Annotated in this window: 20 protein-coding genes and 1 riboswitch; of the genes, 13 read left to right on the top strand and 7 right to left on the bottom strand. The window is 72.6% G+C overall.

The genetic code is table 11. The features are described 5' to 3' along the window. Positions 1-146: 146 nt before the first annotated feature. On the top strand, positions 147-857 hold the full coding sequence (locus ACN263_RS08895) for a hypothetical protein (RefSeq protein WP_422739335.1): 711 nt from the start codon (positions 147-149) through the stop codon (positions 855-857). A gap of 180 nt (positions 858-1,037) precedes the next feature. Continuing rightward, positions 1,038-2,294, top strand: coding sequence for a hypothetical protein (locus ACN263_RS08890; protein WP_422739334.1), 1,257 nt, complete (start codon positions 1,038-1,040; stop codon positions 2,292-2,294). 54 nt (positions 2,295-2,348) lie between these two features. On the opposite strand, the gene ACN263_RS08885 is transcribed toward ACN263_RS08890, so the two are convergent. Further along, positions 2,349-2,519 carry a hypothetical protein gene (locus ACN263_RS08885; RefSeq protein ID WP_422739333.1) on the bottom strand — a complete coding sequence of 57 codons (171 nt, stop codon included), beginning with the start codon at positions 2,517-2,519 and terminating at the stop codon, positions 2,349-2,351. A 185-nt stretch (positions 2,520-2,704) separates the two neighbouring features. Between ACN263_RS08885 and ACN263_RS08880 the strand changes: the two genes are divergently transcribed. Both ACN263_RS08880 and ACN263_RS08875 read left to right on the top strand, forming a co-directional pair. Further along, positions 2,705-3,331: a hypothetical protein gene (locus tag ACN263_RS08880; RefSeq protein WP_422739332.1), complete on the top strand. Its 627-nt coding sequence runs from the start codon at positions 2,705-2,707 to the stop codon at positions 3,329-3,331. 203 nt (positions 3,332-3,534) lie between these two features. After that, on the top strand, positions 3,535-3,900 hold the full coding sequence (locus ACN263_RS08875; protein WP_422739331.1) for a hypothetical protein: 366 nt from the start codon (positions 3,535-3,537) through the stop codon (positions 3,898-3,900). A gap of 58 nt (positions 3,901-3,958) precedes the next feature. On the opposite strand, the gene ACN263_RS08870 is transcribed toward ACN263_RS08875, so the two are convergent. Further along, on the bottom strand, positions 3,959-4,906 hold the full coding sequence (locus tag ACN263_RS08870) for a DUF72 domain-containing protein (protein WP_422739330.1): 948 nt from the start codon (positions 4,904-4,906) through the stop codon (positions 3,959-3,961). A 166-nt stretch (positions 4,907-5,072) separates the two neighbouring features. On the opposite strand from ACN263_RS08870, the gene ACN263_RS08865 reads away from it, so the two are divergent. After that, the gene (locus ACN263_RS08865; RefSeq protein ID WP_422739329.1) at positions 5,073-5,576 is read left to right on the top strand and encodes a DinB family protein; all 504 of its coding nucleotides are present in this window, start codon (positions 5,073-5,075) and stop codon (positions 5,574-5,576) included. A 104-nt stretch (positions 5,577-5,680) separates the two neighbouring features. Then, complete coding sequence (locus tag ACN263_RS08860; protein ID WP_422739328.1) at positions 5,681-5,959, top strand: hypothetical protein; 279 nt, start codon at positions 5,681-5,683, stop codon at positions 5,957-5,959. On the opposite strand, the gene ACN263_RS08855 is transcribed toward ACN263_RS08860, so the two are convergent. Both ACN263_RS08855 and ACN263_RS08850 read right to left on the bottom strand, forming a co-directional pair. Next, positions 5,928-8,000: a glycogen debranching N-terminal domain-containing protein gene (locus ACN263_RS08855; RefSeq protein ID WP_422739327.1), complete on the bottom strand. Its 2,073-nt coding sequence runs from the start codon at positions 7,998-8,000 to the stop codon at positions 5,928-5,930. The genes ACN263_RS08860 and ACN263_RS08855 overlap by 32 nt on opposite strands. Then, the gene (locus ACN263_RS08850; RefSeq protein ID WP_422739326.1) at positions 7,997-8,404 is read right to left on the bottom strand and encodes an SCP2 sterol-binding domain-containing protein; all 408 of its coding nucleotides are present in this window, start codon (positions 8,402-8,404) and stop codon (positions 7,997-7,999) included. Before ACN263_RS08850 ends, ACN263_RS08855 begins: the two co-directional genes overlap by 4 nt. Positions 8,405-8,567: 163 nt before the next feature. Here ACN263_RS08850 and ACN263_RS08845 point away from each other — a divergent pair, with 163 nt between their 5' ends. Beyond that, positions 8,568-9,668, top strand: coding sequence for an NAD(P)-dependent alcohol dehydrogenase (locus ACN263_RS08845; protein ID WP_422739325.1), 1,101 nt, complete (start codon positions 8,568-8,570; stop codon positions 9,666-9,668). Positions 9,669-9,687: 19 nt separating this feature from the next. Here ACN263_RS08845 and ACN263_RS08840 read toward each other — a convergent pair whose 3' ends face one another. Then, complete coding sequence (locus ACN263_RS08840) at positions 9,688-10,197, bottom strand: mycothiol transferase (protein ID WP_422739324.1); 510 nt, start codon at positions 10,195-10,197, stop codon at positions 9,688-9,690. Between the two features lie 77 nt (positions 10,198-10,274). Here ACN263_RS08840 and ACN263_RS08835 point away from each other — a divergent pair, with 77 nt between their 5' ends. Together ACN263_RS08835 and ACN263_RS08830 are read left to right on the top strand one after the other, a co-directional pair. Then, positions 10,275-10,790, top strand: coding sequence for a 2'-5' RNA ligase family protein (locus ACN263_RS08835; protein ID WP_422739323.1), 516 nt, complete (start codon positions 10,275-10,277; stop codon positions 10,788-10,790). 205 nt (positions 10,791-10,995) lie between these two features. Beyond that, positions 10,996-11,181 (top strand): hypothetical protein, encoded by a 186-nt coding sequence (locus tag ACN263_RS08830; protein WP_422739322.1) that lies wholly within the window; start codon positions 10,996-10,998, stop codon positions 11,179-11,181. Between the two features lie 24 nt (positions 11,182-11,205). Here ACN263_RS08830 and corA read toward each other — a convergent pair whose 3' ends face one another. Further along, complete coding sequence (gene corA, locus ACN263_RS08825; protein WP_422739321.1) at positions 11,206-12,336, bottom strand: magnesium/cobalt transporter CorA; 1,131 nt, start codon at positions 12,334-12,336, stop codon at positions 11,206-11,208. Between the two features lie 188 nt (positions 12,337-12,524). Here corA and ACN263_RS08820 point away from each other — a divergent pair, with 188 nt between their 5' ends. From ACN263_RS08820 to ACN263_RS08805, 4 genes are all read left to right on the top strand, one after another. Beyond that, on the top strand, positions 12,525-14,474 hold the full coding sequence (locus ACN263_RS08820) for an amino acid transporter (protein WP_422739320.1): 1,950 nt from the start codon (positions 12,525-12,527) through the stop codon (positions 14,472-14,474). 87 nt (positions 14,475-14,561) lie between these two features. After that, positions 14,562-14,673: riboswitch (SAM riboswitch) on the top strand. Between the two features lie 333 nt (positions 14,674-15,006). Then, a complete protein-coding gene (locus ACN263_RS08815; protein ID WP_422739319.1) occupies positions 15,007-15,807 on the top strand; it encodes an ABC transporter substrate-binding protein in 801 nt (266 codons plus the stop codon). A gap of 39 nt (positions 15,808-15,846) precedes the next feature. After that, positions 15,847-16,617 carry an amino acid ABC transporter permease gene (locus ACN263_RS08810; RefSeq protein WP_422739318.1) on the top strand — a complete coding sequence of 257 codons (771 nt, stop codon included), beginning with the start codon at positions 15,847-15,849 and terminating at the stop codon, positions 16,615-16,617. After that, positions 16,614-17,357: an amino acid ABC transporter ATP-binding protein gene (locus ACN263_RS08805; RefSeq protein WP_422739317.1), complete on the top strand. Its 744-nt coding sequence runs from the start codon at positions 16,614-16,616 to the stop codon at positions 17,355-17,357. The genes ACN263_RS08810 and ACN263_RS08805 overlap by 4 nt, the downstream gene beginning before the upstream one ends. 73 nt (positions 17,358-17,430) lie before the next feature. Here the strand turns inward: ACN263_RS08805 and ACN263_RS08800 are convergent, their stop codons facing one another. Beyond that, a complete protein-coding gene (locus ACN263_RS08800; protein ID WP_422739316.1) occupies positions 17,431-18,726 on the bottom strand; it encodes a hypothetical protein in 1,296 nt (431 codons plus the stop codon). Between the last annotated feature and the right edge of the window lie 29 nt (positions 18,727-18,755).

Raw genomic sequence — 18,755 nt, 5'->3', positions numbered from 1 at the left:
CCCGGAGGACCTACGCGACCCGCCGTGCTCGACCCGGTGAACGTGAGCCACCGAACAGCCGCGCCGTGAGCACGGGATCACGCAGAGACACCCACCTCGGTACGATCCGTCAATCGGGGGACGACGGACGCGGGGAGGCGGTCGGCGTGGACCAGACGGCACGCGAGTCCCTGCGGCGCTCCCTCGGCACGCGGGCCCGCCGTTGGCTGCTTGCGGGCACGCTCCTGGCGGGGCTGCTCACCGCCGTGGCGCTCGCCGCGGCGGCGGCGCCCGCCGACCGGACGTTCGTCGACCTGTCGGGGACGGTCCAGAGCCTGATGTCGGTGGGAACGCCGCTGTTCGGCATCCTGCTCGTGCACGACCCGCGCCGGACGTCCGCCGGAGTCGTCCCGACCGTGCTCGGGGTGCTGCTGCCGGCCGTCGTGATCGGGGTGGCCGGCGTGGTGATCTGCGCGGCGACCCTGGCCCTGAGCCCGGCCGACGGGGCGGCCGACCCGTGGCGGCACGTCGGCACGGTCGCGGTGGGCGGTGTGCTGGTGCAGATCGTCGCCGGGCTGGTGGGCACCGGCCTGGGGCTGCTGCTGCGCTCGCGGGTGGTCGCCTTCCTCGCCACGATCGTGCTGCCGCTGGGGCTGTTCGGGGTGTTGGAGGCCGTGCCCGCGCTGCGTCCGGCGCAGCCGTGGCTCACCCCGTTCGGCAGCGTGCGCAACCTGCTCTCCGGCGAGATGAGCGCGCTGCGGTGGGCGCAGTGGTTGTCCGTACTCCTGATCTGGGGTGTTGGTCTGAACGCGCTCGGCGCGGCCGTGCGCGGCCGGCGCGAGGGCGACGTCGGCGTGCCTGCCGCCAAGGGCGCCTGACGCCCGGGCGCCCGGCGCCCTCCACAGTGGTGTGACCTCGCGCCGTCGCGTACCGCTGCGCGTCGCAACCCACGTGTCGATCGTCGAAAGATTCTGTTACGGGCCATTGACGCCCGTTGCACAGGGGTGATCTGATCGCGCTCTCAGAGAATCTTTCATCTTTCGATGGATGGGGGCCCCATGCCCAGGTTCCGCCGCACCGCGCTCGCCGCGGCACTCACGATCGTCACGGCCGCGTTGTCGACCGCCGTCGCGCTGCCCGCCCCCGCGACCGCCGCGCTGCCCACCGCCGCCGTGGCGCTCGGCGACAGCTTCATCAGCGGGGAGGGCGCCGGGGCGTACACCCCGGTGGTCGACGCCAACGGGGTCACCCAGGGCTTCCCCGGCTGGACGGCGCCGAACAACAACGCGTTCTTCTGCCACCGGTCGGCGAACGCCTCGCTGAACCAGGCGAACCTGCCGGGCATCCAGAACCGGTTCAACCTGGCCTGCTCCGGCGGTCAGCCGCACGACATCGCCAACGCCTCGCAGGCACGGGCCAACGGCCGTACGGTGGCCGCGCAGCTCGACCAACTCCGTGCCGTCGCGCAGACCCAGGACATCGACCTGGTGCTGATCGGCCTCGGGTCCAACAACAGCTCGTTCACCTTCGGCAGCGTCGCGGAGACGTGCGCCAACCGGTTCATCGCCGACGCCTGGACCGGCTGGTGGGAGTTCTGGGCGTACCTGAACGGGCCGGTGGAGCAGAAGCCGTGCAGCGACGCCGACCTGGCCACCGCCGCGCAGCTCAGCGCCGCCACCGCGGAGACCACCGCCGCCGTACGCCAGATCCTCACCACCCTCGATCAGGTGGACGCGGACGGACAGCACCGGGTGGTGTTCCAGGACTACACCAACCCGCTGCCGCTGGACCTGAACGCCGTGTTCCACGAGGAGGACGGGCGCGACGACACCCGGGACAAGTTCCGTGACCTCGGCGCCGAGAGGTACGCGGCCGGCTGCCCGATCCACCGGGCCAGCCTCGCCCCGGGACACCGCTTCTCCCAGGGTCTCGGCGGCATCGTGAAGTCCACCCGGGACACCCTGGCCGCCGAGTTCCCCAACGACGACCTGGTCTACCTGAACGTGCAGCGGGCCTTCGACGGGGCGCGGCTGTGCGAGACGACGTCCAGCCCGACCGGCGCGCTGGCCACCCCGATCCGGCTCCAGGACGGCGCGACCGGCACCTTCGTGACCAGCCTCGCCGGCAAGGACAAGATCGCGATTCAGCGGATCGCCAACACCTGCGTCAGTTACTTCCAGACCTGCCAGGAGTCGTGGCACCCGAACGCCACCGGGCACCAGGTGCTCGGCCAGTGCCTCGCCGGCGCCGCCGTCACCGCCGCCCGCGCGGTGTCCTGTGTCCGCGCCAGCAACGGGTCGATCTCGGTCTCCTGACCGGTTTCCGCACCGGAGGCCCCGCTCGTCCGGCGGGGCCTCCGTCGTGTCCGATCACTCCTGCGGCTCCACCGGTGTCCGGTCGCCGTCCCGCTCCACCTGGATCTGCCCGTGGTCCTTGCGCGGCGCGACCTCGGCCGTGGTGCGGTGCGGATCGTTGTCCGGATGCATGAGCACCGCGTCGGTCTTCGGGGTCTTCTCGCGGACCTCGTCCGGCTGCGACATGCCGTTCCCCTCTCCGTCGGTCTCGACCGGGATCTACCCGCCGCCGCGCCGACGACTCCTGCCGGGCGCGGTTCGTGGTCCCGACGCCCGAACGTCCCCGTCGCGGGGAACGGCCGGCGGACGACGGGGTTAGCCGTCCGGGCGACGGGTAAGCCGCGTCGCCCGACACGGCGGAAGGGGATCACATGTCCGAACGACACACCGCACTGCGCTCGATGCACGATCTGGGTCTGGCGGCCTGGTTCGGCGGCTCCCTCATGGGTGCCTTCGGCGTCAACGGCGCAGCGGCGAAGATCAACGACTCGACCCAGCGGCTCCCGGTCGCCTCGGCCGGCTGGTCGAAGTGGACGCCGGTCAACGCGGCTGCGATCGGCGCACACCTGGCCGGAGCGGTCGGCGAACTGGTCACCGAGAGCCCACGGATGGCGGCCCAACGCGGAGTGGGCAAGGCCAGCGCCCTCAAGACGGCGCTGACGATCGGCGCGCTCGCCGTCACCGGCTACAGCCGGTTGGTCGGCATGCGGTTGGAGAAGGCGGGCGGACCGCCGGTGAGCGGCGCCACCGAACCCAACCACCAGACACCCGCCAGTGTCGCCTCCTCGCAGCGACAGATGAAGCTGCTCCAGTGGGCGATCCCGGCGCTGACCGGGTCGCTGGTCGTGGTCACCGCGTACATGGGTGAGCAGCAGAAGCCCGGTCAGGTGCTGCGCGGCATCCTCAGCCGTACCGGCGGGATGCGCAGCGCCCCGGCGGGCCTGGCCAAGGTCGGCATGGGCATGGGCAAGCGACAGATGGCCATGGCCGGACGCTGAGCGGCGGGCCGGCCGGGGTCCCGGCGGACCGTCGACGGCGGGACGCCGGCCGGCCCGGCGCGGCGCGCGGCAGGCGGGTTGGGCACGAAGCACTCCGGCACCGGAGCAGCGGCCCGGCCCGCGCCCGCGCCCGGTGGACAGGACCGGCCCGGGGACGGGCAACCCGTCCGTCAACAGCGGCGGACCGACCGAGCGAGGTGGCCATGACGGCACACGAGGGACGCGGCGGTGACCGGCTCGAGCCGGAGGCGACCAACCCGTGGGGAACCGGCGACGACTTCGACGCCGACGCGCCCTGGGGCACCGGCGACGACTCGCCGCTGGACGAGGGCAGCGAGGAGACGGCGGTGCCCGAGGGGCGGCGCGGTGAACGGCGCGCGGGCGCCCGGGCCGGGCGGAGCGGACCGGCCGGACGGCACGGCTTCGGCTCGGTCGAGCCGACCCGCACCACCATGGCGGGACCGGGTGCGCCGCCCGATCCGGCGCCCAGCGGGCGGACCTTCCCCGACGAGGCGGACGTCACCGAACGGTCCCAGGACGCCCTGCGCAGCCGGGGTCGGCGCTCCTGAGGACCAACGTCGCCCGGTGTGCCCCGCTCGGAGCGGTGCGCACGCGGGCGACGGCCCGTCAGCCGGGCGTCACCGCGACGGTCTGACCGTCGGACGGCCGACGCGGCCCGAGGGGCACCCGCGTCCGGCCGAGCATGGTCTCGGCGAGCAGTTGCGCCAGCCGGGTGGCGTCCCGCTGGGCCTGCCCGGCGCAGCAGTTGTTGAACAGCACGTGCAGCTCGTCGACGTCGTCGGCCATCCCGGCCAGCCGTTCGGCCCAGTCGCGCAGTTCCTGCTCGGCGTACGCGTAGCGGAACTTGTCCTGCTTGTCGCCGTCGCGCCACGCGTCGCTGTGGCCGTGGAAGCGCACGATCGCCGGCTCCGCCGTACGCGCCAGGATCGGCGGCACCGACGACGGATGTCCCTGCGGCATGTCCACGCAGACCAGTGAGAGGTCGTGCGCGCGCAGCAGGTCCAGGGTGGCGGTGGTGGCGTCCTCGTCGAACCAGGACCCGTGCCGCACCTCCACCGCCACGCGCCACGGCCGGCACCGCTGGGCCAGCTCCACGATGCGCCGTTCGGCGGCGGCGCCACGGGCCAGCCAGGGCGGGAACTGCAGCAGCACCGTGCCCAACTTGCCCGCGGCCGCGATCGGGGCCAGCGCCGCCCGGAAGCGGACCCACAGCTCGTCGTACGCCTGCTCGGGCAGGTCGCGGCGGCGGATCCGGCCGGGGCCGGCGGTCGGTCGCAGGTCGCGCGGCAGCGCGGCGACCGGCGTGGGATGCCCGGTGAAGAGACTGAACGCCTTGACGTCGAAGGTGAAGTCGTCCGGCGTCGCGTCGACCCAGCCCTGTGTCGTCTCCGGCACCGGCACGGCGTAGTAGGAGGTGTCCACCTCGACGAGCGGGAACCGGCCGGCGTAGAAGGCCAGCCGGCCGGCCGGCGTGTTGGCCGAGCGGGGATACCAGCCGGAGCGCAGCAACGACTGGTCGGCCCAGGACGACGTGCCCACCTTGATGACACCCATGTCATTCAGTGGACAGTCCCGCACCCCGATCGGCAACCGCTGACGCCCGATGCCCTCGTCGTGTCCGACCCGGAACTGTCGGTGCCCGGTCCTAGGGTCTGTTGCACAAGGGCGGTCGAGCAGACCCTCGGCGGGCGGCCGACGGACTTCGAGAAAGGGCGACACCATGACCAGCACCGCGCAGCTCACCGGGGAACGCGCCGACCTGCTGCAGACGCTGCGCCGGCACCGCGGCTTCCTCCTCCAGACCGTCGACGGCCTGACCGACGAGCAGGCCGCCACCCGCAGCACCGTGAGCGAGCTCTGCCTCGGCGGGCTGATCAAGCACGTCGCGAGCACCGAGGAGCGGTGGATGCTGTTCGCCGTCGGTGGTGCCGAGGAGATGCAGCGGGCCGAGATCGACTGGGTGGGCCAGTTCCAGATGACGCCGGGCGAGACGCTGGCCGGGCTGGTCGAGCGGTTCCAGGCGGTGGCCATGCGCACCGACGAGCTGATCGCCACCCTCGACCTGGACACGGCCCACCCGCTGCCGCAGGCGCCCTGGTTCGAGCCGGGTGCGAGGTGGACGGTGCGTCGGGTACTGCTGCACCTCATCGCCGAGACCTCCCAGCACGCCGGGCACGCCGACATCCTGCGGGAGGCGATCGACGGGGCGAAGACCATGGGCTGAGCTCCGGGTCCGGTGGCGGCCGGTCCGTGTTCACGTCGTGTTCCTCGCCCCCTGGCCGGTGCGGATGTGACATCGCCCGACCAGGCGGCGCTGAGGGACACGAGATGAACGCGGACCGGATCAGCGGCGAGACCGCCGAGCTGCTGCTCGGTGGTCTCCCCGTCGCCGAGTCCACCGGCACGCGTCCGATCGTGCTGCTGCTGACCGCGGTCCGCGCCGCCGCCCGGCCCGGCGAACTGGCCGGTCTGGGCCACGCCGTGCGGGGCTTCCGCCACGTCCACGCGCAACGCCGCAGCTCGCCCCCGGCCCAGCGGGACACGGCCGGGGAAAGAGACGCGACGGCTGCCGATCTCAGGAGCGGAACGGGGACGCCGGGGGCCTGACCGGCCGGGTGGATCGCTCGCCGGCGTACGCGTCGGTGCGGCCCCACCGCCCCGGGACGCCGAGCAGGTCGACCCGCCCGAAGCCCGCGGGCAGCGCCGGCCTGACCAGCAGGTCCTCCCCGGTGGGCCGCAGACCCAACAGGGTGCCCAACAACATCAGCAGCGCCCCCGAGGACCACGACTGCGGACGCCCGGCCGACGGCAACTGGACCGGATACTTCGTCAGACTCCGTTCGTAGCCGGCGATCACCTCCGGCACCGCCCCGCCGAGCGTCTGGGCCAGGTCGAAGATGCCGTTCGCGATCCGGGCCGCGTGCGCGTCGAAGCGGTAGTGCCGCAGCCCGGCCGCGATCAGGGCGTTGTCCGACGGCCACACCGCCCCCAACTGCGACCCCACCGGGTTGTACGGCCGCTGGCCGGCGGCGAACGTCCGCACCCCCCAGCCGTTGAAGAGCCGGGGCCCGACCAGGTGCTCGGCGATCGCTTCGGCGCGATCGTCCGGGACGATCCCGCTCCACAGCAGGTGACCGATGTTCGAGGACAGGGCGTCGACCGGTTCGCCGTACGGGTCCAGTGCCAGCGCGTAGTACTCCCGGCCCGGCAGCCAGAAGTCCCGGTTGAACCGCTCCTTGAGCGCCGTGGCCTCCTCATCGAGGCGGTCGGCGTACTCCGGGTCGCCCCAGAACTCGCGGGCCAGCCGGGCACCGCGCCGCTTCGCGTCGTACGCGTACCCCTGCAGCTCGCAGGTGGCGCGGGGGAAGTCGGGCAGCCGCCCGGATGCGTCGATGATCGCGTCCGTGGCGTCCTTCCAGGACTGGTTGACCGCGCCGACGTGCTCGTTGCGGCGCTGGTACCGCACGTAGCCGTCCCTGGTCATGTCGCCGTACTCGTCGATCCAGTCCAGCGCCATCCGGGCCGGTTGGCGCAGCTCGCGCACGAGCTCGGCGTCACCGGACCAGCGTTCGTACTCGTCGAGCAGCACCACGAACAGTGGGGTGACGTCCGCGGCGGCGTAGTACACCGCGCTCGGTCGCTCGCCGAAGACGCTCGACTCGCCGTAGCGGAGCTCGGCCACGATCTTGCCGGGCTCCTCCTCGCGTTCGTCGTCGAGGTGCCCGCCCTGCAGCAGGGCCAGCATCCGCAGCGTGGCCGGGGTCAGCTCAGGAGTGAACGCCAGCGTCTCCAGGCAGGTGATGATGCTGTCGCGGCCCAGGAAGGCCATCGACCACGGCAGGCCGGCGACCGGTACGCGCTCGGCGGTCGACAGTGGCCGGTACCGCAGCGCGGCCAGGTCGGCGAGGCTCCCCCGGTACATCTCCTCCAGGCCGTCGCGCTCGGCCACCAACCGCGGCGCCCGGTCCAGCCAGGCCGCCAGGTCCTCCCGCATCCCGGTGCGGACGGCCTGCTGGTGCGCCTGCAGGCTCTCCCGCATGTCCTGGCCACCCTCGCCGACGATGGTCAGGACGACGTGCAGGTCGGTGTCCCACTGCCCGTGCGGCGCGACGCGGATCTTGAACGTCATCCCACCCTCGTCGACCTCGGCCGCGGCGGTGCTGCTGATCGTCGTCTCGCGGACGAACCGCTGCCGCTCGTAGCGCAGGGTGAGGCGTTGGCGCGCGGAGTCGACGTCGACCCGTACGTCCCGCCGCCGCAGGTTTCCGATCTCGCAGATGTCGGCGAAGTCGCTGCCCATCTCCACGCGTACGGTGAGTTCGGCCGGCTGCGGCGAGTGGTTGAGCACGGTGATCTTCTCGTGGAAGCACTCGTGGATCGAGCGGTGCCGGATGATCGACACGTCGGCGTCGACGTAGTGGCTCGCGGCGCCGGGCACCAGGAAGAACCGGGTCTCGAAGTACGTCATGTCGTCGCGGGAGAGGGCGTCGATCCGCTCACCGTCGACGGTGAGCACCCAGTGCGAGAGGAAGCGGGTGTCGAACGCGAAGAGGCCGACCGGCGCCTGCGGATCCACCTCGACGTCACCCTGGGCGTCGCTGATGGCGAACACGTTGCCGGCGAGAACGTGCACGAGTTCCTGCCTCATGGCCGGTCGTCCCGCCCGCCCGGCGCGCTCCGCCGGGCCAACGCGGCCCGCCCCAGCTCGCGCGGGTGCCGGGCGCCCTTCGGGCCGGGCAGGACGCGCCGCAGCACCAGCAGCAGCCGCATGTCGCCCCGCAGGGTCAGCTCGTTGCGCAAAAGCGCCGTACCCGGGGGCAGGTCACCGCTGACCAGCTCGTCGAAGATCGCGCGGGACGCGCGGACGACCAGGTCCGCGTCGTCGGCCGAGCGGGTGACCTTGATGTGCTGGTCCGCCACGGTCAGGTACCAGTGCTCGGTGTACCCGTCGTCGCGCAGGTCCAGCCGCAGCGTGCCGGTGGTCGTCTCGGGTAGGTCGAAACGCCGGCCCGTGTCCAACTGCTCCAGGTAGCTCGTCGCCGTCGTGCCCATCACATCCCCTCCCGCGTCCCCGCAGGATCACCCGCGCCAGGGTGAGCGGTCCTCACCCGGACCGGGTGAACGCCCCGCGATCTTGCACTTTCGGTGGCGACATATCAGCCGGGAGAACGCGAATCGACAGCAGAAACTGCAAGATCGCGAAAGGACTCGTTTGGTGCGCGGTGCCGTGGGCAGGCAGCTACGCCAGGACGGCGACGGGGGGATCGACATGCGGGCACTGCGGCTGCGGGAGTGGCGGTCGACACCGGAGCTGGTCGAGGTCGCCGAACCGACGCCCGGCCCGGGTCAGGTGGTGGTACGGATCGGCGGCGCGGGCGCCTGCCACTCCGATCTGCACCTGATGGACGAGTTCGAGCCGGGCGCGATGCCGTGGAATCCGCCGTTCACCCTCGGGCACGAGAACGCCGGATGGGTACACACGCTCGGCGACGGGGTGTCCGGGTTGACGGTGGGGCAGCCCGTGGCCGTGTTTGGCTCGTGGGGGTGCGGCACCTGCGCCCGGTGCCGCGTCGGCATCGACCCGTACTGCGAGAACCCGGCCGGCGCGCCGGTGCCGAGCGGGGGTGGCGGGCTGGGCCTGGACGGTGGGATGGCCGAGTACGAGCTGGTCCCGGACGCGCGGCACCTCGTGCCGCTGCCGGACGGGCTCGATCCGGTGCACGCCGCCCCGCTCACCGACGCGGGCCTCACCCCGTACCACGCCGTCCGGCGGTCCTGGTCGAAACTGCCGCCGGGCAGCACCGCCGTCGTGATCGGCGTCGGCGGGCTGGGACACGTCGGCGTGCAGATCCTCAAGGCGACGACGGCCGCCCGGGTCGTCGCCGTGGACACCCGCGCCGAGGCGCTGGACCTGGCGCGGGAGTGCGGCGCCGACCACACGGTGACGCCGGGGCCCGAGGCCACCGAGGAGATCCGGCGGGCCACCGGCGGGCGGGGCGCCGACGTGGTGCTGGACTTCGTCGGCAGCGACGCCACCCTGACGCTCGGCGCGGCGGTGGCCCGCACCGTGGGTGACCTGACGATCGTGGGCATCGGCGGCGGCACCCTGGGAGTCTCGTTCTTCTCCGTGCCGTACGAGGTGGGCATCGCGACCACCTACTGGGGAAGCCGGCCCGAGTTGGTGGAGGTGCTGGACCTCGGCGCCCGGGGCCTGGTCCGCCCGAAGATCACCACGTTCGCGCTGGAGGACGCCCTCGACGCGTACCGCCAGATGCGCGACGGGACGCTCGAAGGCCGGGCCGTGATCGTGCCGTGAGCCCGGCGGACGCCGAAGGTCAGCCGCGCTCGAGCAGGCCCCGCACGTAGGCCGCCTGGCCGGCGTGCTGCGCGTCGTCGTCGGCGATGCTGACCAGCCGCACACCGAGGCTGACCGGCGGGTCCCACGACTCGTCGACGATGCGGTCCAGGTCCGCCGGCCGCAAGCCGGCGAGGAACTTTCGGGTACGCGCCGAGACCGCGTCGAAGTAGTCGACCAGCGCCTGCGCGCTCTCCGGTCGGACCCCGGCGACCTGGGCGGGCGTGTGACCGTAGCCGGTGTCGTGCGGGTCGGCGACCAGCCCGAACCGCCCCGGCCAGTCGCCGGTGGTCCAGAGCTGCTCGGCGTCGAGCAGCTCGGCGACGTGGTGGTCCTGGACGCGGGTCAGGTGCCAGACCAGCCAGCCGATCGAGTTGGCGCCCTCGCCGGGCGACCAGCGCAGCTGCTCCGGCGTGAGGCCGTCGACCGCCGTGCGGACGAGGTCGGGCAGCCGGTCGTACGTCTCGGTCAGCAGGTCACTCACGTCCACGGGTACGCCTCCTGTCGGTTCTGGAGCACCGTACCGCCGGCCACCGACAGCCGAACCCCGACCGCTACCGTGATCATGTGGTCGCGGCGCTGGAGCTGTATCTGGACCCGGACGCCACCCGGCGGATCCGGGTGCTGTGGGACGCCCTGGAGGCCGAGGGCGTGCAGAGCATGCGTTCCCTGCTGCAGCAGCGCCACCGCCCGCACGTGTCCCTCGCGGTGGCGCCCCGCTTCGACCCCGAGCAGGTCGCCGAGGCGCTGCGCGGAACGGTCGTGGCGGCCCCGCTGCGCCTCGACTTCCAGCACGCCGGGCAGTTCGTCGGCCGGGTGCTCTGGCTCGGCCCGACGCCGACGGCAGAACTGTTGGCGCAGCACCGGTTGGTGCACGGCCGGCTCGCCGCCGCCGGCATCGGGCTGGTCGAGCACTACCAGCCGGGACGCTGGGTGCCGCACTGCACGCTTTCCATGCGGGTACCGAACGCGCTGATGGCCGCCGCGGTACGCCGCTGCCTGGAGGTGCTGCCGCTGGCGGCGACCGTGGTCGGCGCGGCGCTCACCGACCACGCCCGCGGCATCGCCCACCCGCTGCGCTGAGCGGTCCCCGACCGCCGAGGCGAGTTGTCCGGTTTGGCGGGCGTGAGTCGGGAAACCGAAAACCAGGGGTGCGGACCCGGCCCGACGTGGGATGGTTCGACGTGGATGCCGTACCGGTGGCGACCCGCACGCGCGGGCCGCCCGGCCGGGCGCGCGGGGCGCACCGCGCCGCCCGCGGCGGCTTCGACGAGGAGAGGCAGGGCCCATGCAGGCTCAGCGCAGGCCACCGCGGAACGAGCGGAGCCAGACCACGCACGACCGTACCGGCGGTGGCATGACCGGCGCCGCCACCCCGCTGACCATCTGGGCCGCCGCCGTGCTGCTCGGGCGCATCGGCGCCGGCGACGACGACATCGAGGACGAGCGGCACATCCTGCGCGGCATCGAGTGAACCCCGGCATCGGCCGGGCGTCGCTCACAGCCAGCCGCGGCGCTTGAAGACCAGGTAGAGGGTGCCGCAGACCAGCAGCATGAGCAGGAGCGCGAACAGGTAGCCGAAGCGCCAGTTCAGTTCGGGCATGTGCACGAAGTTCATCCCGTACACCGTGCCGATCAGGGTGGGGGCGAACAGGATCGCGGCCCACGAGGAGACCTTCTTCAGCTCCTCGTTCTGCGCGTAGCTGGCCGCCGTGAGGCTGCGCATCTCCTCGTTCTGCTGCTGCGAGACCAAAGTGGCGTTGACGGTGAGGATGTTCTGCAGCAGGTGCCGGAACCCGTCCACCCGCTCCACCACCTGGGTGAGGTGGTCGGTGACGTCCCGCAGGTAGCGACGCAGCTCCTCGTCGGTGCCGTAGCTGCCGGCGCCGGCCGCCAGGGCGTCGAGCATGCCGAGCAGCGGGCGGGCGGCGCGTTGGAACTCGATGACCTCTCGACTGAGCCCGTAGATGCGCCGGCTGGCGTTCGGGTCGCCGCCGAACACCTGGGTCTCGATCTCGTCGATGTCGTTCTCCAACCCGGCGACCACCGGCGCGTACCCGTCCACGACCTGGTCCAGGACCGCGTACAACACCGCCTCGGGCCCCCGGGCGAGCATCGGCGCGTCGGCCTCCATGCGACGTCGCACCGCGGCCAGGTCGGGCGCCTCCCCGTGCCGGACCGTGACCACGAAGCCGGGCCCGATGAACAGGTGCAGCTCGGAGAACTCGACCTCCTCGCGCAGGTCGTCGTAGCGGGCGGCGCGCAGCACCACGAAGAGGGTGTGCCCGTACCGTTCCAGCTTGGGCCGCTGGTGGGCGTTGATCGCGTCCTCCACCGCCAGGTCGTGCAGGCGGAACTCGCGCGCCAGCGAGGAGATCTGGTCGATGTCCGGCCGGTACAACCCGATCCAGGCCATCGCGTGCTCCTGCGTCTGGAGGCAGGCGTACGTCTCGGCGAGACCGGCCGGTGAGGCGAACCGGTGTCCCCGGATGTAGACGGCGCTGTCCACCAGGCCGCCCGCGGACGGGCTCCCCGGCTGCGGCGGCGTGACCGCCCCGACCCGCGTCTCGTGCTCGTCGAGCCGGCGGCCGAAGCCGTCGCCCCGGCGGAAGCGGCGGCCACCGACCACGAGCCCGCTCCCCTCCCGGCGCTGCCCGGCCCGGGGTTCGGGACGGGGGCGCTGCTTCCCCGGTGCGTGCGGCCCGAAACCCGGGCCCGCCCGGTGCTCCCGGCGGGCGGGTTCCGCACACCGCCGGACGGAGGTCGACCACACGGCGGATACTCGCGGTGACCACGGGCGGGACGGGGGTGACGCCGGTGCGGGTGATCAGGCGGGCCGGCCGACGAACCGACCGGGTACGGCGCTGGCTGCTCGCCGACGGGTCGCGGCAGCCCACGCCGCAGGGCCTGCACGCCCACCCACAGGAGGACCGGCACCACCCGTGGTGGCGGGTGATGTGCCTGACCGGCGTGGACTACTTCTCGACGCTGGGCTACCAGCCGGGCATCGCGGCGCTGGCGGCCGGGGCGCTCTCCCCGGTGGCGACGCTGGTGCTGGTGCTGGTGACGCTGCTGGGCGCGCTGCCGGTCTATCGGCGGGTGGCGGTGGAGAGCCCGCACGGCGAGGGTTCGATCGCGATGCTCGTACGCCTGCTCAGCTACTGGCCGGGCAAGCTGTTCGTGCTGGTGCTGCTGGGCTTCGCCGCGACCGACTTCATCATCACCATCACGCTGTCCGCGGCCGACGCGACCGCCCACATCGACGAGAACCCGTTCCTGCCCAGCGCCCTCAAGGGACACGAGGTGGCGGTCACGTTGCTGCTGGTGGCCCTGCTCGGCGCGGTGTTCCTCAAGGGTTTCGGCGAGGCCATCGGGATCGCCGTCGTGCTGGTGGCGGTCTACCTGTCGCTGAACGCGGTGGTGATCGGCGACGCGCTGTGGCGGGTGGTGAGCCACCCCAGCGCGGTCGGGGACTGGAGCACCGCGTTGCGGACCGGGCACGGTGATCCGCTGCTGGTGGTCGGGTTGTCCCTGCTGGTGTTCCCGAAGCTGGCGCTGGGCCTGTCCGGTTTCGAGACCGGGGTGGCGGTGATGCCGCACATCCGGGGGGACCGCCAGGACTCGGAGGACCGGCCGCTGGGCCGTATCCGGGGCGCGCGGCGGCTGCTCACCACCGCCGCCGCGACGATGAGCGTCTTCCTGATCACCAGCAGCGTGACCACCACCGTGCTGATCCCGCCCGAGGCATTCCGGCCGGGTGGGGCCGCCAACGGCCGGGCGCTGGCCTACCTGGCGCACCAGCATCTGGGCGAGGTGTTCGGCACCGTCTACGACCTCTCCACCATCGCGATCCTCTGGTTCGCGGGGGCGTCCGCGATGGCCGGGCTGCTCAACCTCGTACCCCGGTATCTGCCCCGCTACGGCATGGCGCCGACGTGGGCGCGCGCGGTCCGGCCGCTGGTGCTGGTGTTCACCGGGGTGGCGTTCCTGATCACGGTCGTCTTCTCCGCCAGCGTCGACGCGCAGGGCGGCGCGTACGCCACCGGGGTGCTGGTGTTGATCACCTCGGCGGCGACGGCGGTGACCCTCGCGGCGCGGCGGCGACGGCAGCGCGGGCGCATGGTCGCGTTCGGCGCCATCGCGGTGGTGTTCGTCTACACCACCGTGGCGAACGTGGCGGAGCGTCCCGACGGCGTGAAGATCGCCGCCTGCTTCATCGGCGCGATGATCCTGGTGTCGGCCCTGTCGCGGGTGCTGCGGGCGTTCGAGCTGCGGGTCGACCACGTCGAGCTGGACGAGCTGGCGGGCGCGCTGATCGACGAGCGTGCCGAGCGCCGGATCCGCCTGGTCGCGCACGAGCCGGAGTGCCGCGACCTCGCGGAGTACCGCGACAAGCTGGCCCAGACCATGGCGGACAACGACTTCCCCGACGACAGCGACGTGATCTTCGTCGAGGTCCGGGTCACCGATCCGTCGGACTTCGAGACCGGGTTGCTGGTGCGCGGCAGCGTGGCGCACGACCGTTTCCCGGTGCTCAGCCTGGCCAGCTCCTCGGTGCCCAACGCGCTGGCCGCGCTGCTGCTGGAGATCCGCGATCGCAGCGCGCGACGCCCGCACATCTACTTCGAGTGGACCGAGGGCGGCCCGGCCCGCAACGTGCTGCGGTACCTGGCGTTCGGGCAGGGCGAGATCGCCTCGGTGACCCGGGAGATCCTGCGCCGTCAGGAGCCGGACCAGACCCGCCGACCGCACGTGCACGCCGGTTGACCCACTCATCCGAGCGCCGGTCACCGTCGGTGAGCGTGGTCATATCGGCTGGACGACCGACCGGTGGCTGCTGCTAGCCTCGGCGCAGGTCATGAGCGCCAGCGCGAAGCCCCGGCTCGCTGGCCGGCAACCCTCCTCCGCGGTGGGGTGCCCCGGGTGAAGACCAGGCACCGGCAGGACGTCGGTGCAAGCGTGGCCTGGCACCCAGGTCAGCACCAAGACCCGGGAGACCGTATGCACATCCTCAGCCCCACAGGACCGGCCCTGACCCGGCGCCGCCACGTGGACCTGATGCGAATGCGCAGCGCGGCGTGTACCGCCGCCTGAAGCGCTAACCCCGCTCCCCTTCCCCCGGGCACCCACCCACCCGCGCGACCTCTCGCGTTGATCATGAAGTTGTTGTCCGCCCGACCGGCGTGTCGTGGCAATAACTTCATGATCAACGGGGTCGACGCCACCCTTTTTGGAGAATTCTGTGCGTATTTCTGTTGGTTTGAGGATTTTTGCGGCCGCTGCTGTGGTTGCCGGTGGGTTGAGCGCCTGCGGTGGCGACGGCGGCGGGTCGGCCGACGCTGCCGGGAACCCGTACGGTCTGGCGCAGGCGGGGGTGCTGCGGGCCGGGACGCTGACCGACGCCCCGCCGAACGTGTACCTCAAGGACGGTAAGTTCACCGGCTTCGACAACGACCTGCTGACCGCCGTGGCCGGCAAGCTCGGCCTGAAGGTCGAGTTCGTCGGCACCGACTTCTCCGCGCTGCTGTCCCAGGTCAACAACCACAAGTTCGACGTCGGCAGTTCCTCGATCACCATCACCGAGGCGCGCAGGAAGACCGTCGACTTCGGCAACGGGTACGACTTCGGCTACTTCGGGCTGGACGTGCCGGCCGGCTCGCCGATCAAGGGATTCGACCAGCTCGCCGGCAAGCGGGTCGTGGTGGTGCAGGGCACCGTCCAGGACGACTACGCCACCGGCAAGCAGCTCGACCCGGTCCGCGTGCCGGACTACAACGGCGCGATCAACCAGCTCAAGGCGGGCACCGCAGACGCGTGGATCGCCCCGGCGGAGATCGGTGAGAAGTCCGCCGCCGACAGCAACGGCAAGATCACCGTGGCGGCCAAGCAGCTCAGCCCGGCGCCGACCGCGTACGCCGTCGCCAAGGGCAGCGACAAGCTGCGCGAGGCGCTGAACAGGGCCCTCGACGAGGTGATCGCCGACGGCACCTGGAACCGGTTGCAGGCCCAGTACTACCCGGGCCGCCCGATCCCGGCCGACTTCACGCCGGGCAGCGGCACGGTCGCGGCGCCCTCGGCGTCCGCGTCGGCCGCCTCCTGATCCGGTGACGAGCGAGCGGGGCGGTAGGAGAGGCGAACGATGGATCCGTTGAGCACCCTGTGGGAGACGTTCTTCGACGTCGACGCGATGCGCGAGGCGCTGCCCGAGATGCTGACCGTCGGGCTGCCCAACACGCTGATCTTGGCGGTCTCCGCCGCTCTGCTCGGCACGGTGCTGGGTCTGCTGCTGGCCGTGGCCGGCATCTCCCGCAGCCGGTGGCTGCGCTGGCCGGCGCGCGTCTACACCGACGTGTTCCGGGGGCTGCCGGCCGCGGCGACGATCCTGCTGATCGGCGTCGGCCTGGCCCCGCTCGGCATGCGGGTGTGGGGGCCGGACCCGTACCCGTTGGGCATCCTCGCGCTGTCGCTGATCGCCGCCGCGTACATCGGTGAGATCTTCCGCGCCGGCATCCAGTCGGTGGAGGCCGCCCAGTTGGAGGGTGCGCGGGCGCTCGGCTTCTCCTGGACCGACGCGATGCGGCTGGTGATCATCCCGCAGGGCATCCGGCGGGTGCTGCCCGCCTGGGTCAACCAGCTCATCGCGTTGATCAAGGACTCCAGCCTGGTCTACTTCCTGGGCCTGGTGGCCAGCCAACGCGAGCTGTTCCGGATCGGGCAGGACTACGCGGCCACCACCGGGAACGAGTCCGCGCTGCTGCTGGCGGGTCTGTTCTACCTGGCGCTGACCGTCCCGCTGACCCACCTCGTCAACTGGATCGACCGGCGGCTGCGCGACGGCCGGAGCACCGCCGCGCCGGACCAGGACGACGACCCGGTGCTGTTCACGGCCACTGAAGGAGACCGGCCATGACCACCGCCACGACCACCTCGGTCAGCCTGCGGGCACACGACGTCCACCTGGCCTTCGGGGCGAACCGCGTGCTGCGCGGCGTCGACCTGGACGTGCCCCGGGGGGCGACGGCGTGCGTGATCGGACCGTCCGGCTCGGGCAAGTCCACTCTGCTGCGGACGCTCAACCGCCTCATCGAGCCCGACCGTGGCGACGTGCTGCTGGACGGGCGCAGCGTGCTGCGGGACGACCCGGACGCGCTGCGCCAGCGGGTGGGCATGGTGTTCCAGCAGTTCAACCTCTTCCCGCACATGAGCGTGCTGCGCAACATCACGCTGGCGCTGCGCCGACTGCGCAAGCTCGGCCAGGACGAGGCGGTCCAGGTCGCCCGGGCACAGTTGGAGCTGGTGGGCCTCGCCGGCAAGGCCGACGCCCGGCCCGCGCAGCTCTCCGGCGGTCAGCAGCAGCGGGTGGCGATCGCCCGGGCGCTGGCGCTGCGACCCGAGGTGATGCTCTTCGACGAGGCCACCTCGGCGCTCGACCCGGAGCTGGTCAAGGGGGTGCTCGGGGTGATGGCCGACCTGTCCGCCGCGGGGATGACCATGGTGGTGGTCACCCACGAGATGGGCTTCGCCCGGCAGGTCGCCGACACGGTGGCCTTCATGGACCGGGGCGTGGTGCTGGAGGCCGGCCCGCCGGAGCGGATCTTCGAGGGGGCCGAGCATCCCCGGCTGCGTCGCTTCCTGGCCCAGGTGCTGTAAGCCCGTCGGGCACCCGCGGCGAGCGGGCGCGAACGCGGCGACCGGCCCGCCTCCGGTCGGCGGGTGTCCGCGCTCAACCGGCCTGGATGCTCAGGTGCGCGGCGAACGCCTTCAGGTCGCCGAGCAGTTCCAGGATGGCGTTGCGGTAGGCGACCGACGCCCACAGGTGCAGCTCCTCGTCGTCCAGCCCGCCGAACGCGTGCGACAGGGCCTTGCGGCGACGCCGGTCGAGCACCTTGTGCGGACGCGCGAGCAGGTCACCCTCGCGCCGCAACGCCTGGAGGTAGGCGGCCACCGCCTCCTGGTAGTGCCGCCCGGCGACGCGTTCCAGCAGGGTGAACTCGAAGACGTTCAACGCCGCCTCGGAATCCCAGTAGGCGCTGTCGCGTACCGGCGCGCTCGCCATGTGCCGGCCCATGGCGTGCCGTGCCTCGTAGAGCAGCAGCACACCCCGACCGGTGGTGCTCAGCGGCCGGCGTGGGACCGGCAACCGCAGCGTCCGCACCGGCGCGGCGGCGGTCAGGTCAACCGCGCCGGCGTACGTCGGCATGCGCTGCGTCGTCGACGTCGGTTCGGGCAGCAGGCAGGCCAGTTCCTGGTACGGGACCGGACCGCCGGCCGGCAGGGCGCGTACCGTCGCCTCGTGCAGGTCGCCGAGCGACCGGTCGTCCGCAGCACGCCCGGGCGGCAGCGTGAGCACCAGACCGTTGGCACCGGGCACCGACACCCCCAGCACGCAGGAGTTGCGCAGGAACGCCCAGGTCGCCGCCGCCTCGCGGATGCCGCTGGCCACCGCCTGCGCGTCCGCACGCCAGTCCTGGGCGATCCGTAGCCGCTGCGCCAGGTCGGCCGCCGCCGCGCCGTCGTGCGGATACAGCTCCCGTACCGCCCGGGGAAGTGCCCCGAGGCGCAGCGCCAACGGGTCGCCGGTGGGTGGGGGCATGGCGTGCCTCGGGCAGTCGGCGGCGGAGTGCGGGTCGCCGTCGACCGCGTGGCAGTCACCCAGCCAGCTCGCACCGGGTGACCCCGTCGGACGGGCGAAAGCCAGGTGGGGCAGCCGGCCGGTACGCAGGACCGTCTCGTACTGCGGCCGGGCGCGGCCGGCCCGCAGCACGTCCAGTGGCAGTACGGGCGCGAGCGTCACCACGGCGGCGAGCACGACGCAGTGCGGGCAGGCGTCGCGGACCCGGTAACGGCGCAGGTGGTCCACCCCGGGCTGCTCCCACTGGACGCCGACGACGGCATCCTCCTGCGCCATCAGGTAGAGGAACCGGGTGGCGACGCGCTCGCGGGTAACCGAGGCCAACTCGTCGAGGAACTGCCGCTCGGTGACCACCCGCGGCTCGGCCGCGCTCGCCTCGGTGGTCATGGGTACCCCCTCAGCGACCGAACACATCG

The organism is Micromonospora sp. WMMD729 (assembly GCF_049315225.1).
GTDB lineage: Bacteria > Actinomycetota > Actinomycetes > Mycobacteriales > Micromonosporaceae > Micromonospora.
Note: the sequence above shows the minus strand (reverse complement) of the source record. Positions and strands in the feature narration are given on the sequence as shown.

Excerpts from the sequence above, each read along its gene's own strand:
- ACN263_RS08890 (WP_422739334.1), top strand. The coding sequence starts at position 1,038 with ATGCCCAGGTTCCGCCGCACCGCGCTCGCCGCGGCACTCACGATCGTC.
- ACN263_RS08885 (WP_422739333.1), bottom strand. The coding sequence starts at position 2,519 with ATGTCGCAGCCGGACGAGGTCCGCGAGAAGACCCCGAAGACCGACGCG.
- ACN263_RS08880 (WP_422739332.1), top strand. The coding sequence starts at position 2,705 with ATGTCCGAACGACACACCGCACTGCGCTCGATGCACGATCTGGGTCTG.
- ACN263_RS08875 (WP_422739331.1), top strand. The coding sequence starts at position 3,535 with ATGACGGCACACGAGGGACGCGGCGGTGACCGGCTCGAGCCGGAGGCG.
- ACN263_RS08870 (WP_422739330.1), bottom strand. The coding sequence starts at position 4,906 with ATGGGTGTCATCAAGGTGGGCACGTCGTCCTGGGCCGACCAGTCGTTG.
- ACN263_RS08865 (WP_422739329.1), top strand. The coding sequence starts at position 5,073 with ATGACCAGCACCGCGCAGCTCACCGGGGAACGCGCCGACCTGCTGCAG.
- ACN263_RS08860 (WP_422739328.1), top strand. The coding sequence starts at position 5,681 with ATGAACGCGGACCGGATCAGCGGCGAGACCGCCGAGCTGCTGCTCGGT.
- ACN263_RS08855 (WP_422739327.1), bottom strand. The coding sequence starts at position 8,000 with ATGAGGCAGGAACTCGTGCACGTTCTCGCCGGCAACGTGTTCGCCATC.
- ACN263_RS08850 (WP_422739326.1), bottom strand. The coding sequence starts at position 8,404 with ATGGGCACGACGGCGACGAGCTACCTGGAGCAGTTGGACACGGGCCGG.
- ACN263_RS08830 (WP_422739322.1), top strand. The coding sequence starts at position 10,996 with ATGCAGGCTCAGCGCAGGCCACCGCGGAACGAGCGGAGCCAGACCACG.
- ACN263_RS08810 (WP_422739318.1), top strand. The coding sequence starts at position 15,847 with ATGGATCCGTTGAGCACCCTGTGGGAGACGTTCTTCGACGTCGACGCG.
- ACN263_RS08805 (WP_422739317.1), top strand. The coding sequence starts at position 16,614 with ATGACCACCGCCACGACCACCTCGGTCAGCCTGCGGGCACACGACGTC.
- ACN263_RS08800 (WP_422739316.1), bottom strand. The coding sequence starts at position 18,726 with ATGACCACCGAGGCGAGCGCGGCCGAGCCGCGGGTGGTCACCGAGCGG.